General features: G+C 63.1%; 16 protein-coding genes. 10 read left to right on the top strand and 6 right to left on the bottom strand.

All coding sequences use genetic code 11. The features are described from left to right. Positions 1–68: 68 nt before the first annotated feature. On the bottom strand, positions 69–560 hold the full coding sequence (locus AB3X95_RS07825; protein WP_176384408.1) for a Fur family transcriptional regulator: 492 nt from the start codon (positions 558–560) through the stop codon (positions 69–71). Positions 561–815: 255 nt separating this feature from the next. Between AB3X95_RS07825 and AB3X95_RS07820 the strand changes: the two genes are divergently transcribed. The 6 genes from AB3X95_RS07820 (at position 816) to AB3X95_RS07795 (ending at position 6888) form a co-directional block, all read left to right on the top strand. Then, the gene (locus AB3X95_RS07820) at positions 816–1595 is read left to right on the top strand and encodes an L-iditol 2-dehydrogenase (RefSeq protein ID WP_176105164.1); all 780 of its coding nucleotides are present in this window, start codon (positions 816–818) and stop codon (positions 1593–1595) included. Positions 1596–1692: 97 nt separating this feature from the next. Further along, a complete protein-coding gene (locus AB3X95_RS07815) occupies positions 1693–3015 on the top strand; it encodes a sugar ABC transporter substrate-binding protein (RefSeq protein ID WP_176365652.1) in 1323 nt (440 codons plus the stop codon). Positions 3016–3163: 148 nt separating this feature from the next. Continuing rightward, on the top strand, positions 3164–4099 hold the full coding sequence (locus tag AB3X95_RS07810; protein WP_176121740.1) for a carbohydrate ABC transporter permease: 936 nt from the start codon (positions 3164–3166) through the stop codon (positions 4097–4099). Beyond that, complete coding sequence (locus AB3X95_RS07805; RefSeq protein ID WP_176121739.1) at positions 4096–4971, top strand: carbohydrate ABC transporter permease; 876 nt, start codon at positions 4096–4098, stop codon at positions 4969–4971. The genes AB3X95_RS07810 and AB3X95_RS07805 overlap by 4 nt, the downstream gene beginning before the upstream one ends. After that, on the top strand, positions 4971–5681 hold the full coding sequence (locus AB3X95_RS07800) for an HAD family hydrolase (protein ID WP_368621031.1): 711 nt from the start codon (positions 4971–4973) through the stop codon (positions 5679–5681). The genes AB3X95_RS07805 and AB3X95_RS07800 overlap by 1 nt, the downstream gene beginning before the upstream one ends. 97 nt (positions 5682–5778) lie before the next feature. After that, positions 5779–6888, top strand: a complete 1110-nt coding sequence (locus AB3X95_RS07795) for an ABC transporter ATP-binding protein (protein ID WP_176121737.1) — start codon at positions 5779–5781, stop codon at positions 6886–6888. Between the two features lie 144 nt (positions 6889–7032). Here the strand turns inward: AB3X95_RS07795 and AB3X95_RS07790 are convergent, their stop codons facing one another. Continuing rightward, a complete protein-coding gene (locus AB3X95_RS07790; protein ID WP_176121736.1) occupies positions 7033–7320 on the bottom strand; it encodes a contact-dependent growth inhibition system immunity protein in 288 nt (95 codons plus the stop codon). Between the two features lie 10 nt (positions 7321–7330). Continuing rightward, complete coding sequence (locus tag AB3X95_RS07785) at positions 7331–8164, bottom strand: RNase A-like domain-containing protein (protein WP_368621030.1); 834 nt, start codon at positions 8162–8164, stop codon at positions 7331–7333. A 348-nt stretch (positions 8165–8512) separates the two neighbouring features. On the opposite strand from AB3X95_RS07785, the gene AB3X95_RS07780 reads away from it, so the two are divergent. Beyond that, entirely contained in the window at positions 8513–8923 is a 411-nt protein-coding gene (locus AB3X95_RS07780) for a hypothetical protein (RefSeq protein WP_184226420.1), read from the top strand. After that, complete coding sequence (locus AB3X95_RS07775; protein WP_184226419.1) at positions 8913–9236, top strand: contact-dependent growth inhibition system immunity protein; 324 nt, start codon at positions 8913–8915, stop codon at positions 9234–9236. Before AB3X95_RS07780 ends, AB3X95_RS07775 begins: the two co-directional genes overlap by 11 nt. 66 nt (positions 9237–9302) lie before the next feature. Here AB3X95_RS07775 and AB3X95_RS07770 read toward each other — a convergent pair whose 3' ends face one another. The 3 genes from AB3X95_RS07770 to dalD all read right to left on the bottom strand — a co-directional run bounded on the left by AB3X95_RS07770 (position 9303) and on the right by dalD (position 13303). Then, positions 9303–10250, bottom strand: a complete 948-nt coding sequence (locus tag AB3X95_RS07770; protein ID WP_176105172.1) for a sugar-binding transcriptional regulator — start codon at positions 10248–10250, stop codon at positions 9303–9305. A 77-nt stretch (positions 10251–10327) separates the two neighbouring features. Beyond that, positions 10328–11809 carry a xylulokinase gene (gene xylB / locus AB3X95_RS07765; RefSeq protein ID WP_368621029.1) on the bottom strand — a complete coding sequence of 494 codons (1482 nt, stop codon included), beginning with the start codon at positions 11807–11809 and terminating at the stop codon, positions 10328–10330. A gap of 81 nt (positions 11810–11890) precedes the next feature. After that, complete coding sequence (gene dalD / locus AB3X95_RS07760; protein ID WP_368621028.1) at positions 11891–13303, bottom strand: D-arabinitol 4-dehydrogenase; 1413 nt, start codon at positions 13301–13303, stop codon at positions 11891–11893. A gap of 373 nt (positions 13304–13676) precedes the next feature. Between dalD and AB3X95_RS07755 the strand changes: the two genes are divergently transcribed. Both AB3X95_RS07755 and AB3X95_RS07750 read left to right on the top strand, forming a co-directional pair. Then, on the top strand, positions 13677–14654 hold the full coding sequence (locus AB3X95_RS07755) for an AraC family transcriptional regulator (RefSeq protein ID WP_176365657.1): 978 nt from the start codon (positions 13677–13679) through the stop codon (positions 14652–14654). A gap of 111 nt (positions 14655–14765) precedes the next feature. Further along, on the top strand, positions 14766–15719 hold the full coding sequence (locus AB3X95_RS07750; RefSeq protein WP_368621027.1) for a substrate-binding domain-containing protein: 954 nt from the start codon (positions 14766–14768) through the stop codon (positions 15717–15719). The last annotated feature ends 24 nt before the right edge of the window (positions 15720–15743 follow it).

Below are 15743 nucleotides of genomic sequence, written 5' to 3'. Positions count from 1 at the left end.
CTGCTTGAGAGTTTGAATGAGTTACTCGGGGTGGCAAGGCCAAATACAGCGCGGCGCCGCGCGTCTGATTACGACGAAGCGCCCGCTGCGCCGCCGCCAGGCTTCGCGGCTCGCGCACATAGCCCGCACAGGCCGCTCAACTCGATCACCTGGCGATGCACCTCGAAGCCATGCGCGGGCGCACTGTGCGACAGGCGGTCGGCGAGTTCGTCGCCGGGAATCTCGACGGTCGCGCCGCAGCCGTCGCACATCAGGAACTGGCTGCGATGCGGCACGCCGATTTCGCAGCAAGCGACGAACGCGTTCTTCGATTCGATCCGATGCACGAAGCCATGCGCGACGAGAAAGTCGAGCGCGCGGTAGACGGTGGTCGGCGGCATGCGACCGCGCTCGGGCGCGAGCGCGTCGAGCAACTCGTACGCGCCGACCGGCCGCTCGCTTGCGACGATCGCCGCATACACCTGGCGACGCAGCGGCGTCAGCGCGAGCCCCTGCGCCGCGGCGTGCGCATCCGCATGCGCGAGGCGCATGGCGTGCTGTTCGGCGAGCGAGGTAGTCATCGGTGTGAATCTCCTGGCGTGACGCCCCCGGGCGGGCGACGAGGTCGAAATGATATAACGTATCGCGATTTCTTGTCAGCAGCGCGCATCTTCGCGGATTGGAAGCCTGCCGCGCTGCACCATCGAAATTCGTCCGCGTGCCTTGACATGACCCGGCCCGTATCCGATCATTCGATCACTAGCCGAGCAAATGATCGCGCGATGAGCGTTCGCTCACTACGCGCGAGGTTGTAAAAAACGAACCGGAGACAGGCAGTGGCACGATTGCAGGATAAGGTCGCCATTCTGACGGGCGCGGCCAGCGGTATCGGTGAAGCGGTGGCCCTGCGCTATCTCGACGAAGGCGCGCGCTGCGTGCTGGTCGACGTGAAGCCGACCGACAGCATCGGCGGCGCGCTGCGCGGCACCTACGGCGAGCGCGTGTTGAGCGTCAGTGCCGACGTCCGGCGCCGCGAGGACATCGAGCGCATCGTCACGAGCACGCTCGGCTGCTTCGGCCAGATCGACATTCTGTTCAATAACGCGGCGCTGTTCGACATGCGCCCACTCCTCGACGAATCCTGGGACGTATTCGACCGCCTGTTCGCGGTCAACGTGAAGGGCATGTTCTTCCTGATGCAGGCGGTCGCGCGGCAGATGGTCGAGCAGGGCCGCGGCGGCAAGATCATCAACATGTCGTCGCAGGCCGGCCGGCGCGGCGAGGCGCTCGTGTCGCACTACTGCGCGACCAAGGCGGCGGTGTTGAGCTATACGCAGTCCGCGGCGCTCGCGCTCGCGCCGCATAAGATCAATGTAAACGGCATCGCGCCGGGCGTCGTCGACACGCCGATGTGGAACGAGGTCGACGCGCTGTTCGCACGCTACGAGAACCGGCCGCTCGGCGAGAAGAAGCGCCTCGTCGGCGAGGCCGTGCCGCTCGGCCGCATGGGCGTGCCCGACGACCTGACCGGCGCCGCGCTGTTCCTCGCGTCTGCCGATGCCGACTACATCACCGCGCAGACGCTGAACGTCGACGGCGGCAACTGGATGAGCTGAACGAAGAGCAGGGAGCGGGCACGTTGGCTGCTCGGAGCGGCGCGTCATTCCGTCAAACGAACGCAGCATCACATAACGTATGAGAAAGGAGACAACCATGAAACCAGCTTTCAAATTCGCGCTGAAGGCGGCCGGTGCCGGCGCGGCCACCTGCTTCGCGCTGAGCGCATCGGCGGCGACGGTGACGATCGCGACACTGAACAATCCGGACATGATCGAGCTGAAGAAGCTGTCGCCGGCGTTCGAAAAAGCGAATCCGGACATCAAGCTGAACTGGGTGATCCTCGAGGAAAACGTGCTGCGTCAGCGCGCGACGACCGACATCACGACCGGCAGCGGCCAGTTCGACGTGATGACGATCGGCGCGTACGAAACGCCGCAATGGGGCAAGCGCGGCTGGCTCGCGCCGATCACGAACCTGCCCGCGAACTACGACCTGAACGACGTCGTCAAGACGGCCCGCGACGGCCTGTCCGCGAACGGCCAGCTGTACGCGCTGCCGTTCTACGTCGAAAGCTCGATGACCTATTACCGCAAGGATCTGTTCGACAAGGCCGGCCTGAAGATGCCCGACCAGCCGACCTATGACCAGATCGCGCAATTCGCCGACAAGCTCACCGACAAGTCCAAGGAGCAATATGGCATCTGCCTGCGCGGCAAGGCGGGCTGGGGCGAGAACATGGCGTATGGCACGACGGTGGTGAACACCTTCGGCGGCCGCTGGTTCGACGAGAAGTGGAACGCCCAGCTGACCTCGCCGGAATGGAAGAAGGCGATGACGTTCTATGTCGATCTGCTGAAGAAGGACGGTCCTCCGGGAGCGAGCTCGAACGGCTTCAACGAAAACCTGACGCTGATGTCGTCCGGCAAGTGCGCGATGTGGATCGATGCGACGGTCGCGGCCGGCATGCTGTACAACAAGCAGCAGTCGCAGATCGCCGACAAGGTCGGCTTCGCCGCGGCGCCGGTCGCGGTCACGCCGAAGGGCTCGCACTGGCTGTGGGCGTGGGCGCTCGCGATTCCGAAGTCGTCGAAACAGCAAGATGCGGCGAAGAAGTTCATCGAGTGGGCCACCTCGAAGGATTACATCGAAATGGTCGCGAAGGATGAAGGCTGGGCCTCGGTGCCCCCGGGCACGCGCCAGTCCACCTATGCGCGCCCCGAGTACAAGCAGGCCGCGCCATTCGGCGACTTCGTGCTGAAGGCGATCCAGACCGCCGACCCGGATCATCCGACCTCGAAGCCGGTCCCTTACACCGGTGTGCAGTTCGTCGGGATTCCCGAGTTCCAGTCGTTCGGCACGGTGGTCGGGCAGAGCGTCTCCGGCGCGATCGCTGGTCAGATGACGGTCGACCAGGCGCTCGCGGCCGGCAACGCGGCCGCGGATCGCGCGGTCAAGCAGGCGGGTTATCAGAAGTAACTGCGCAGAAGTAACTGCGCAGAAATAACCCGGCAGGCCCGCCGCATCGATCGATGCGGCTCATGCAGCAGGGCGGCCGTTCGCCTGCGCCGCAGCACGTACGCGGCGCAGGCGAACGCTCCGCGCATTACCGAACAGGTGGTCCATCATGCGTCCTTTGCGCCTACCTTTGATGCACGCCCATCCCCAGACAGAAAAAGAACGCGAGGAGCGTAAGGCCAATTCGGCCCGCTGGCTCGTGGCGCCGTCGGCCAGCGTTCTCGTGCTGTGGATGGTCATTCCGCTCGCGATGACGATCTGGTTCTCGTTCTCGCACTACAACCTGCTGAATCCCGATCTGCGCGGTTTCGCCGGTTTCGACAACTACCGCTATCTCGCGACCGATCCGTCGTTCGGCCCGTCGATCGCGCACACGATCGAGCTGATCGTGTGGGTGCTCGTGATCACCGTGGTCGGCGGGGTGCTGATGGCGATCCTGTTCGATCGCAAGTTCTACGGGCAGGGCATCGCGCGCCTGCTCGCGATCGGGCCGTTCTTCGTGATGCCGACGGTCAGCGCGCTGATCTGGAAGAACATGATCCTGCACCCGGTGTATGGCCTCGTCGCGCAGGGCATGCGCGCGCTCGGCATGCAGCCGATCGACTGGTTCGCCGACTATCCGCTGACCGCGGTGATCATGATCGTCGCGTGGCAGTGGCTGCCGTTCGCGTTCCTGATCCTGTTCACGGCGATCCAGTCGCTCGACCAGGAGCAGAAGGAAGCCGCGAAGATCGACGGTGCGGGTCCGTTCTCGATGTTCTTCTACATCACACTGCCGCATCTGAGACGCGCGATCGCGGTCGTCGTGATGATGGAGACGATTTTCCTGCTGTCGATCTTCGCCGAGATCTACACGACCACGGGCGGCGGCCCCGGCAACGCGACCACCACGCTGTCGTATCTGATCTTCTCGCTCGGCCTGCAACAGTTCGACGTCGGTCTCGCATCGGCGGGCGGTATTCTCGCGGTCGTGCTGGCCAACATCGTGTCGTTCTTCCTCGTGCGGATGCTCGCGAAGAACCTGAAAGGGGAGTACGAAAAATGAGCCACGTTGCCTCTACTGCTGCATCGACGACCCAACCCGTCGCGTTGCCGACCAAATCGCCATTCGACACGATTCGCCGCGGCATTCCCGGCGTGATCGCGTGGCTCGTCGCGTTGCTGCTGTTCTTCCCGATCTTCTGGATGACGATCACCGCGTTCAAGACCGAGCAGCAGGCCTACGCGTCGTCGCTGTTTTTCATGCCGACGCTCGACAGCTTCCGCGAAGTGTTCGCGCGCAGCAACTACTTCGCGTTCGCGTTGAACTCGGTGCTGATCTCGGTCGGCGTCACGCTGCTGTGCCTGATCCTCGCGGTGCCGTGCGCGTACGCGATGGCGTTCTTCCCGACGCACCGCACGCAGAAGGTGCTGCTGTGGATGCTGTCGACGAAGATGATGCCGTCGGTCGGCGTGCTGGTGCCGATCTATCTGCTGTGGAAAAACAGCGGCCTGCTCGATACGGTGTCGGGTCTGATCATCGTCTACACGCTGATCAATCTGCCAATCGCGGTCTGGATGGCGTTCACGTACTTCGCCGAAATACCGCGCGACATTCTCGAAGCCGGGCGCATCGACGGCGCGGCGACATGGCAGGAGATCGTCTATCTGCTGATGCCGATGGCGCTGCCCGGACTCGCGTCGACCGCGCTGCTGCTCGTGATTCTCGCGTGGAACGAGGCGTTCTGGAGCATCAACCTGTCGAGCTCGAACGCCGCGCCATTGACCGTGTTCATCGCATCCTATTCGAGCCCTGAAGGATTGTTCTGGGCGAAGTTGTCTGCCGCTTCGTTGCTGGCGGTCGCACCGATCCTGATCGTCGGCTGGCTGTCGCAGAAGCAGCTGGTGCGCGGCCTCACGTTCGGGGCGGTCAAGTGATGGCGGACCCGACGGCGGGTCCGGGCGTCGCGCGATATGCGTTGATCTGCGATTGCGACGGCGTGCTGATCGACAGCGAAGCGGTGGCCGGGCGCATGCTGGTGCGGGAACTCGAGGCGCGCTGGCCCGGCGTCGACGTCGAGCCGGTCGTGCTGCCGCTGCTCGGGCTGCGCATCGAGCGCGTGCTGCAGGACACTGCGACGCAGCTCGGCCAGCAGCTCGGCGCGGACGATATCGACGCAATCCGCCGCGCGGTCGAAGCGGCGGCGATCGATGCGCCCGCGGTCGACGGCATCGAGATGGCGCTGACCCAGGTGCCGCTCGTCAAAGGCTGCGCGAGCAATAGCTTCCGGCCGTACGTCGAGACGGTGCTGGCGCGCACGGGCCTGAAGCGGTTCTTCGGCGAGCGGTTGTTCTGCGCCGACGCGGTGCCGAATCCGAAGCCCGCGCCGGACGTGTATCTGGCGGCGGCGCAAGGCTTCGGGCTTGCGCCTGCCGCGTGCCTCGTCGTCGAGGACAGCGTGACGGGTGTCACGGCGGCGGCCACGGCGGGCATGGCGGTGCTGGGGTTTATCGGCGGCGGTCATGCGAGTGATGCGCAGATCGAGCGTCTGCACGCGGCGGGCGCGCGTCATGTATTCGACGATATGCGGCAGTTGCCCGACCTCGTCGCGCAATGGTCACTGTCCGTGACGGCCGCGGCACCATGAGCGCGCGAACCTATGCGACACGACACGGCATCAGGTAGCAGCACGAAGTAACGAGCAGCATCGAACAGCATCGAACAGCATTACACGGAGACACATCATGGCAAGCGTAACCTTGCGCAACATCAGAAAGGCCTACGACGACAACGAAGTGATGCGCGACATCAATCTCGACATCGCCGATGGCGAGTTCGTCGTGTTCGTCGGGCCGAGCGGTTGCGGCAAATCGACCCTGATGCGGATGATCGCGGGCCTCGAGGACATCACGGGCGGCGATCTGAACATCGACGCCGTGCGCATGAACGACGTGCCGCCGGCCAAGCGCGGCATCGCGATGGTGTTCCAGTCGTACGCGCTGTATCCGCACATGACGCTGTACGACAACATGGCGTTCGGCCTGAAGCTCGCCGGCGCGAAGAAGCCGGAAATCGACGCGGCCGTGCGCAACGCGGCGAAGATTCTGCATATCGACCATCTGCTCGATCGCAAGCCCAAGCAGTTGTCGGGCGGACAGCGGCAGCGCGTCGCGATCGGCCGCGCGATCACGCGCAAGCCGAAGGTGTTCCTGTTCGACGAGCCGCTATCGAATCTCGACGCCGCGTTGCGCGTGAAGATGCGCCTCGAGTTCGCGCGCCTGCACGACGAGCTGAAGACGACGATGATCTACGTGACGCACGACCAGGTCGAGGCGATGACTTTGGCCGACAAGATCGTGGTGTTGTCGGCGGGCAATCTGGAGCAGGTCGGCAGCCCGACGATGCTGTATCACGCGCCCGCGAACCGTTTCGTCGCAGGTTTCATCGGTTCGCCGAAGATGAACTTCATGGAAGGCATTGTGCAGTCGGTGTCGCGCGACGGTGTCGCGGTGCGTTACGAGACCGGCGAGACGCAGCGGGTGTTGGTCGAGCCCGGCGCGGCCAAGCAGGGCGACAAGGTGACGGTCGGCATTCGCCCCGAGCACCTGCACGTCAGCACGACCGAGGACGGTATCGAGGCACGCACGATGACGGTCGAATCTCTCGGCGATGCCGCGTACCTGTACGCGGAGTCGAGCGTCGCGCCGGACGGTTTGATCGCGCGGATTCCGCCGCTCGAACGTCATGCGAAGGGCAACACGCAGAAGCTCGGCGCGACTCCGGAGCATTGCCATCTGTTCGACAGCGACGGGAAGGCGTTCCAGCGCAAGATTGTTGAGGTGTTGGCGGCGTGATCGGGCGATGGCGCATTGCGGAAACAGACGGCGCACTCAAGGCGCTGTCTTTCGAGGATGTTGGGCGCTTTGGGTTCCCGATGTGAAATAAAAGCAGGGAAAACCTCCGGACGGCGGGAGCCGTCCGGTTCGGGGAAAGCGACGCTATTCGCTCATGAGACGCTTAAGCTCATTAAGAAAAGACTCGGCGGTATGTCCCCACAGCGTCGGATCAAAGCCCGCTCCATAGCTTCTTTCAAACGCACAATCCAGATCGGCCGAGTGCTCATCCATGAACGAATTGATTTCATGAATCAAATTCGAATAAGTGTGGGGGCTGTCCTTTTTGTAACAAGCCACGATTTCGGCAATGGTTTCGCCAAAAAGGTCAAAGTCCTGACCAAAATATACGTGAAATATGCGGTGCATCGCGGGGTAGCGTTCGGGCGACATCGTTTTCCGTTCAATCAATATAAGCGGTAAGCACATAATATGGCATGCCATTATAGGGTTCGTACCTTAGAAAGACTGTCACTCTGTTCATTTTCGTCAACTTTCCTGTTGCCCTCGATATCCTATATCCAACGTCGCCTGCGACGTGCTTAATCAGCGTAAGAGTAATATCTCGCGTCGGATTCTGCGCCCACGCGCGGAGTCTAATTGCGTTTGAAGACATAACTTCCGATATAGCCAATTCCGCAGTTCCGCGGTTTGTGAACGATGACACGACTTTCCGCTGCGGCTCATTTACCAGTCTTTCCCGCAACTGCGCTTCAGTCCTTCCGACATGTTTCAAAAGCGTATGTCCACCGATCCTGCTGCCCTCCTTCGCTTCATGCATGTCCAGGTTGATCCGGCCTATTGCTATGCGCGCAGCGCGCGCCGCCCTGATCGAGCCAGCGAAGCCGAATGGCACGGCGATATCGAGGGACAGGCCGATATTGTTCGCCATGTCGGGGCTCGCTTGCATCGCTTCAGCGAGTTTAGTCGTGCCCCGCTGGGTCAGCGTGGCCGTGTCCTGACCCGTCCAGACCTGCCGCAGGCCAGCCGCCGCTGAGTCGGAGCCATGTACCCCGAATACGACACAACCGGCTTTGCTCGCCATCGTCGGATCTGGCGAAGCGCAAAGCGCACCCGCACCGACCATTTCCAGCACGCCGCCGACGACCTGTAAACCGCCCCAAAGCCGGTTGGAAAGCATTTCCGACTGGCTGATCGACTGGCGAGACAGCACGGCCGCGAGTTGCGGAGCACTCAGTACAACCTTCACTCCTTCGGCGTTATCGGCACCGGGCATATCGAAACCCCCTGTGTTTTTGTGGGGCTCCAATGCTGACTTGCTGACCGCCTCTCAAGATTGGGACAACTCCGAATTTTCCGTAGTCGGATGCGCGGTGCCTGTTTTGCGTGAAGCGGGAATAGCCAAAGCATTACGCTCGTTGCGACTGTTTCGTCGTAACGGAGATACAGATAGTGCGAGCGCGGTGCCGTCTGACTGTCGGTCAGCGATAGCAGCTTTGGCGGCCCGGTATTGGCCGCCGAACAGCGCCTTCTCTCCGAATCATCCCTCGCCCATAGACGGACCGTGAATCCACCGGTTACCTTTCTCACCGCTTATTTGGATGTTTAATTGAGGGAAGTGAAAATGAGTTTAATCACCGATATCCTCGCGGCGAGAGGCCCAACGATGGTCAGAATTTCCGATGTACTGGACTATTCAGATGACCTGTCCTTGGTGCTGTCCAAATTCGGCCTGACGCCCGACGAGAAGATGCTTATGCCCCAGGATAGAGCCGGGGCCATTGCTATTCTTACGAATCTGCTATGGAAAGAACAGGCTTATGATTGTGAGCGCATGAACAGGGGTAAAGCGGAAGAGCTTGCTGAAAGAATAATTTCTGAAAATGAATCAAAAGACAGTAGGTATTTTTCAAACAAGGAATCGCCATTGTCGAATTCATGGAATGGTCTTACGGACTCGACATTTGACTCGGGTATTATTATAAGTGGTGGAGATGGTCAATATTTCTGTATCTGGTTTGAAGATGAAGATTGATTTGACGCCTTCAGATAAATCATGGAAAACCAGTCAACTTATCCAGAGCTCAGTCATTTTCTTCGGAGCCTACCTCAATCAAGATTACGAACTTTCAGGAGACACAATCGCTGATGTCGTTGAATGCTACAAACAGGGAACGCCTGTGGACGCGCATGAAAGGATGTTGTCTGAGATGGGGCGATTCAAGCGCGAGCACCCTGACCCGGACAGGGCATTTGAGGAGACTTACGGGCAGGACTTTTCGCCAGACCTGTGGGGGCGCACGGCCGCCTCATTTTTTGAGGAGTTGACGAGGCTCCTGAGCGAGTAAGCTTCCAACCGCGCCATCTTGCGGCGCGTCTACACCGATCGCCCGCCTTCTTCTGCGGGCGTTTTTTCACGCCTCCAACGCCGCCCGCGCACACAACTCATCCGTCACAAGCCCCGACAACCACCCACCCTTGAGCACCGCGATCAACGCCTCACGCTTGCGCTGTCCGCCCGCAAACCCGATGGTCGGCCGGCGCGGCGGCGCGTCGAGCGCGATGCTCGTCACGCGCCGGCCGGTCGGCGATTCGACGTGCGCGCCGGCCGCATCGATCGGCAGGCCCAGCATTTCGGCGACCGCGCCGTTGTGCATCAACTCCTTCACCTCGCCTTCCGTGATGAAGCCGTCCTCGTGCAACGGACAGGTCATGCCGATGTTGCCGATGCCGACGAACGCCACGTCGGCCTGCGCGGAGAGCGACTCGACGATCCGATAGAGACGGTGATTGCACCACTGCGCGCGCTCGGCCTCGCTGTCGGCGAGCAGCGGCGCGGGCAGCAGAAAATGCTTGCCACCGGTCTTTTCGGAAATGTGCAGCGCGACGTCGTAGCGGTTCGAGGAGCCGTCCTGCGCGATCGCGCCGACCATCGATACCAACCGGTGCTGCGGACGGTCCAGCTGCGCGATCTGATCGACTGCGGCCTTCAGCGTGCGGCCACTGCTGACCGCGACGACCATCGGCTTTTCAGCTGTCAGATAACGCTCCATCACCTGCGCGCCGGCCACCGCGAGCTTGCGGTCGAGTTCCTCGGGTGTATCGCCATCGATCGGCACGACCTCGCACATGCTGAGGCCGTAGCGTTTCGACAGCTGATCGGCGAGCGACAGACAATCGGCGAGCTTGTGATCGACCCGCACGCGGATCAGGTTCTTTTCGACCGCGAATGCGACGAGCCGCTGCGCGACCGGCCGCGACACCTGCAGCTTCTCGGCGATTTCGTTCTGGGTATTGCCCGCGACGTAGTAAAGCCACGCGGCGCGCGTGGCGAGATCGAGTTTTTCTGTGGACCTGGGCACGATGAGATTTCGCTTGAAGTGTGCCGATGATAGCGGCCGGCGGCGCGTCTGTCGCGCAGGCCGGCCGCGGATGACGCTCAGGCGAGCGGGGCGCGGGCAGGATCGAACAGCGGCCGTACGTGGCGATACAGCGCGCGATACGCTGCGAGGCGCGTGCGCAATTCCGCGTGGCGGCGCGGATTCGGCGTGAACTCCTTTTCCACGGGCGGCTTGGTCAGCACGGTGGCTGGCTCGCCACCTGCGGCGAGCCAGCCAAGACGCGCCGCGCCGAGCGCCGCGCCGGTTTCGCCGCCGCCATGCTTGACGGTGACGGTGTCGAGCGCATCGGCGAGCAACTGGGCCCAGTAATCGCTGCGTGCGCCGCCGCCGAGCAGCGACAGCACTTTCGCTTCGGTGCCGGCCGCGCGCAGCGCGTCGAGGCCGTCGGTCAGCGCGAGCGTCACGCCTTCGAGCACCGCATAGCCGAGCAGCGCGCGGTCGGTGGCGTGAGTCATGCCGAAGAATACGCCTTGCGCGTAGGGGTCGTTGTGCGGCGTGCGCTCGCCCGACAGATACGGCAAGAAGAGCGGCGCGGTGGTCAACGCCTCGGCGGGCAGCGCCTCGATTTCGGCGAGCAGCGTCGGCTCGTCGGTCGACGTGAGCTTGCAGACCCAGCGCAAACAACTCGCCGCCGACAGCACCACGCTCATCTGATGCCAACGGTCCGGGATCGCATGACAGAACGCGTGCACGGCGGAAGCCGGGTTCGGCCGGAAGCTGTCGCCGACCACGCACAGCACGCCCGACGTACCCAGCGACACGAAGCCGTCGCCCGGCTGCGTCGCGCCGATGCCGATCGCGCTGGTCGCATTGTCGCCGCCGCCGGCCGCGACGATCACGTCGTCGCGCAGGCCGAATTCGCGCGCGAGTTCCGGCAGCAGCGTGCCGGCCGGCGCGCTGCCTTCACGAAGCGCAGGCATCTGCGCGCGCGTCATGTTGCAGGCAGCGAGCAGCGAATCGGACCAATCGCGTTTGGCGACGTCGAGCCACAAGGTGCCGGCCGCGTCCGACGGATCGGACACCTTCCCGCCCGTCAGTTGCAGGCGCAGATAGTCTTTCGGCAGCAGCACGCAGGCAGTCCTGGCGAAAATCTCCGGTTCGTGACGCGCGACCCACAGCAGCTTCGGCGCGGTGAAACCGGGCATCGCCAGATTGCCGGCGACGCTGTGCAGATCCGGCGCGCGTTCGGTCAGCTCCGCGCATTCCTTGTCGCTGCGCATGTCGTTCCACAGGATCGCGGGCCGCAGCACACGATTCTCCGCGTCGAGCAGCACCGCGCCGTGCATCTGCCCCGACAGGCCGATGCCGCGAATCTGCGCGAACTCGTCGGGATGACGCTCGCGCAACGCGGCGAGCGCGCTGCGCGTGCCCGCCCACCAGTCTTCGGGATTCTGCTCGGCCCAGCGCTGGTGCGGACGCGAAACGGTGAACGGCGAGCCTGCGGTGCCGATCACGCGGCCATCGGAGGCGAGCAGCAGAACTTTCACTTCGGACGTGCCGAGGTCGATGCCTAGGTACATGGGAGCGAAACCTTCGTCGTTGGAGATGCGCTACTTTATCCGCACATCGCGCGCGCTGTCATGCGCATTAAGCCTGGCTCGTCAAGCCGCGCCGCGTTTCGCGAGCCAAGCGTCGACACGCGCGAGCGCGCCCGCGAGCGCCGCTTCGAGCTCGGGCGTCTGCGCCATGCCGCCCCACAGCAGCCGGTCGGCCGCGAATGCGCGCAGCGGATCGGGCGCCGAGAAAAAGCCGTGCGCGACGCGCTCGTCCATCAGGCCGTCCTGATACGCGTAGGGCAGCTTGCCCGTGTGCCAGCGCTCCAGAAAGCGGAAGAACAACGCGGGCAGCATCGCGGTCGCCGCCGGCGTGACGCCACGCTCGAAGCATTCGGCGAGTGTCGGCGCGATGAAGCCGGGCAGCTTCGAGAAGCCATCGGCGGCGACGCGCTGGTTCGTATCGAGAATATGCGGATTGCTGAAGCGCTCGAGCACGACGTCGCGATAGCGTTCGAGATCGAGCGGGCTCGGTGTCAGACACGGGATCACGTCCTCGGTCACGTAGTCGTATGCGAACTGGCGGATGTCGGCGTCGAGCGTGCCTTCGTGGATGTAGTTCAGGCCGACCAGCGTGCCCGCCCACGCAATGCAGCTATGCGTCGCGTTGAGGATGCGGATCTTCGCTTCTTCGTACGGCAGCACCGAATCGACGAGTTCCGCGCCGACCTTCTCCCAGGCCGGCCGTCCCGCGATGAAGCGATCTTCGATCACCCACTGGATGAACGCTTCGCCCATCACCGGGCTCGCGTCGTCGACGCCGGTCGCGGCCTTCACGCGCTCGCGCACGTCGGGCGTCGGACGCGGCGTGATGCGATCGACCATTGAGCACGGGCACGAGGTGTTGTCGTCGAACCATTGCGCCAGTTCGTTCGCGCCGCGTCGTTCGAGAAACTCGCTCATGCCCGCATGAAAGCGCTCGCCGTTGCTGCGCAGGTTGTCGCAGGTCTGCAGCGTGACGGGTCCAGCGCCGCGTTTCACGCGCGCGCCGAGAATCGCCGCGAGTGCGCCATAGATCGTCTTGTGGCCGCCTGCGAGGTCGGCGGCGAGATCGGGATTCGCGGTGTCGAGCCGGTCGTGTTCGTCGAGGTAATAGCCGCCTTCGGTCACGGTGAACGCGATGATCTTGCAGGCAGGATCGGCACCCGCTTCGATCAACCCATCGAGGCTTTCGCTCCACGGCAGCACGCGCTCGATCGAGCGGATCGTCTCGTAGGCGCGCTGGCCTTGCGGCGTGACCGTTTCGAGCGTGTAGACGCCGTTCTGCGCAGCGAGCGCTTCGAGCACCGGGTTCATGTCGCCGCGGATATTGCCGACGGTCAGCGACCAGTGCGGCTCGCTGGCCGCGCCCGCTTCGTTCAGCCGGTGCAGATACCACGCCTGATGCGCGCGATGAAACGATCCCGCGCCGATATGCAGGATCACGTGTGCGGCCGCGCCGCTGCCTTGCCCGCTGTTCATGTCGTGTCTCCGGAAACTACGGCGCTCGTGGCGCGCGTTTTGTGCGTGCAGAGCATTTGCTCTGTATGTGAGCGAATGATCGTACCCGGCGAAACGAAAGTCAAGGCAACGGGGCGGGGTTTTGATGGCGCAGCGCGGCATGCTGGATGCGCGGGCGGCAGCGAGCAGTGTCCGAGGCTGGAACACGCGCTGCGCCCCTCATATTGCATTGCGTCAAATTTGACCACGCGCGCGTCCGGATTAACCCCAGTGCAAAAAAGTATCGGTCCGCGGTTTCTTTTTAAGTGGTCGCCAACGCGTTTGGCGGTTACTTTTCGCTTTACAAGATCAAGATCGGCGGCGCCTCACATGCGCCGCTTCATGGAGGCAGACAGTGCAACCTGATCTCGAAATCGTGGCCGTACGCCACGACGAGTCGTTCAAAGTGTGGTCGCATGGCTATCCGTATCGCACGGTGCGCTGGCACTTTCATCCGGAGTACGAGATCCATCTGATCGTCGCGACGACTGGCAAGATGTTCGTCGGCGATCACATCGGCAGCTTCGCGCCCGGCAATCTCGTGCTGATGGGGCCGAACCTGCCGCACAACTGGGTCAGCGACGTGCCCGAAGGCGAGAGCGTCGCGCAGCGCAATCTGGTCGTGCAGTTCGGCCAGGAGTTCGTGTCGAACTGTCTTGAGAGTTTTCCGGAGTGGCGTCAGGTCGAGGCGATGCTTGCCGATGCGCGTCGCGGCCTGTCGTTCGGTCACGAGACCTCGGCGCAAATCAAGCCACTCTTTCTCGAACTGCTCGGGGCGCGCGGACTGCGCCGGCTCGTGCTGTTCATGTCGATGCTCGAGATCCTGATGAACGCGCCGGATCGCGACACGCTCGCGAGTCCCGCATACCAGGCCGATCCGACCAGTTTCGCGGCGACCCGCATCAATCATGTGCTCGCGTATATCGGCAAAAACCTCTCGAACGAATTGCGCGAGTCGGAGCTTGCGCAACTCGCCGGCCAGAGCGTCAGCGCGTTTTCGCGTTATTTCCGCCGCCATACCGGGCTGCCTTTCGTGCAGTACGTGAATCGCATGCGCATCAATCTCGCGTGCCAGTTGCTGACCGACGGCGAACTGAGCGTGACCGACATCTGCTTCAAGGCGGGCTTCAACAACCTGTCGAATTTCAACCGGCAGTTTCTGGCCATGAAGGGCATGGCGCCATCGACGTTCCGCCGTTATCAGCAACTGAACGATGCGAGCCGCGACGCTTCCGAGCAAGCGGCCGCGCGTGGCCGGGGCATCGACAACGCGCCGGCGATCGTGCTCGCGCCGGGCTTGCCGCGTAGCGGCGTCGCATATCCGGTCACATAGTGCCCGCCCGGTAGTCCGCTGTTTTAGTCCACTCGCGTTTCAACACGCATCGATCGCGCTGTGCGCCCACAGCGCGAGGGGGCGTGCTCACTTCAAAAAATGGAGACAACCATGAAGCCGTCTACTCTTTCGCTCAATTCTTCGACGATGTTCGCGCGCCGCATCTGCGCGCTCGCGTTCGGTTTGTCGCTCGTCGCCGTGTCGGCTGCGCAGACCGCGCAGGCCGCGCCGCTGAAAATCGGCATGACGTTTCAGGAACTCAACAACCCGTACTTCGTGACGATGCAAAAAGCGCTGAACGACGCGGCCGCGTCGACCGGCGCGACCGTCGTCGTCACCGACGCGCATCACGACGTCAGCAAGCAGGTCAGCGACGTCGAAGACATGCTGCAAAAGAAGATCGACATCCTGCTCGTCAATCCGACCGACTCGACCGGCATCCAGTCGGCGGTCACGTCGGCGAAGAAGGCGGGCGTCGTCGTGGTCGCGGTCGATGCGAACGCGAACGGCCCGGTCGATTCGTTCGTCGGCTCGAAGAACTACGACGCGGGCGTGATGGCTTGCGACTACCTCGCGAAGTCGATCGGCGGCAGCGGCGAGGTGGCGATTCTCGACGGCATTCCGGTCGTGCCGATTCTCGAACGCGTGCGCGGCTGCAAGGCGGCGCTCGCGAAGTCGCCGGGCGTGAAGCTCGTCGATACGCAGAACGGCAAGCAGGAACGCGCGACCGCGCTGTCCGTCACCGAGAACATGATCCAGGCGCATCCGAATCTGAAGGGCGTGTTCAGCGTCAACGACGGCGGTTCGATGGGTGCGCTGTCGGCGATCGAATCGTCGGGCAAGGACATCAAGCTGACGAGCGTCGATGGTGCGCCTGAGGCGATCGCCGCGATTCAGAAGCCGGATTCGAAATTCGTCGAGACGTCGGCGCAGTTCCCGGCCGACCAGGTGCGCATCGCGCTCGGCATCGCGCTCGCGAAGAAGTGGGGCGCCAATGTGCCGAAAGCGATTCCGGTCGACGTGAAAATGATCGACAAGAGCAACGCGAAGGGCTTCAGCTGGTAAGGCAAGCGCAGGCCGCCACGCGTG

Source organism: Paraburkholderia sp. BR13444, from assembly GCF_040948755.1.
In the GTDB taxonomy this organism is placed as follows: Bacteria; Pseudomonadota; Gammaproteobacteria; order Burkholderiales; family Burkholderiaceae; genus Paraburkholderia; species Paraburkholderia youngii.
The sequence above is the reverse complement of the archived record's forward strand: the minus strand, read 5'-3'. Positions and strand labels throughout refer to the sequence as shown.

Coding starts and splice junctions, on each gene's coding strand:
- dalD (WP_368621028.1), bottom strand. CDS start 13,303: ATGAACAGCGGGCAAGGCAGCGGCGCGGCCGCACACGTGATCCTGCAT.
- AB3X95_RS07795 (WP_176121737.1), top strand. CDS start 5,779: ATGGCAAGCGTAACCTTGCGCAACATCAGAAAGGCCTACGACGACAAC.
- AB3X95_RS07810 (WP_176121740.1), top strand. CDS start 3,164: ATGCGTCCTTTGCGCCTACCTTTGATGCACGCCCATCCCCAGACAGAA.
- AB3X95_RS07775 (WP_184226419.1), top strand. CDS start 8,913: ATGAAGATTGATTTGACGCCTTCAGATAAATCATGGAAAACCAGTCAA.
- xylB (WP_368621029.1), bottom strand. CDS start 11,809: ATGTACCTAGGCATCGACCTCGGCACGTCCGAAGTGAAAGTTCTGCTG.
- AB3X95_RS07805 (WP_176121739.1), top strand. CDS start 4,096: ATGAGCCACGTTGCCTCTACTGCTGCATCGACGACCCAACCCGTCGCG.
- AB3X95_RS07785 (WP_368621030.1), bottom strand. CDS start 8,164: ATGCCCGGTGCCGATAACGCCGAAGGAGTGAAGGTTGTACTGAGTGCT.
- AB3X95_RS07780 (WP_184226420.1), top strand. CDS start 8,513: ATGAGTTTAATCACCGATATCCTCGCGGCGAGAGGCCCAACGATGGTC.
- AB3X95_RS07815 (WP_176365652.1), top strand. CDS start 1,693: ATGAAACCAGCTTTCAAATTCGCGCTGAAGGCGGCCGGTGCCGGCGCG.
- AB3X95_RS07800 (WP_368621031.1), top strand. CDS start 4,971: ATGGCGGACCCGACGGCGGGTCCGGGCGTCGCGCGATATGCGTTGATC.
- AB3X95_RS07790 (WP_176121736.1), bottom strand. CDS start 7,320: ATGTCGCCCGAACGCTACCCCGCGATGCACCGCATATTTCACGTATAT.
- AB3X95_RS07825 (WP_176384408.1), bottom strand. CDS start 560: ATGACTACCTCGCTCGCCGAACAGCACGCCATGCGCCTCGCGCATGCG.
- AB3X95_RS07750 (WP_368621027.1), top strand. CDS start 14,766: ATGAAGCCGTCTACTCTTTCGCTCAATTCTTCGACGATGTTCGCGCGC.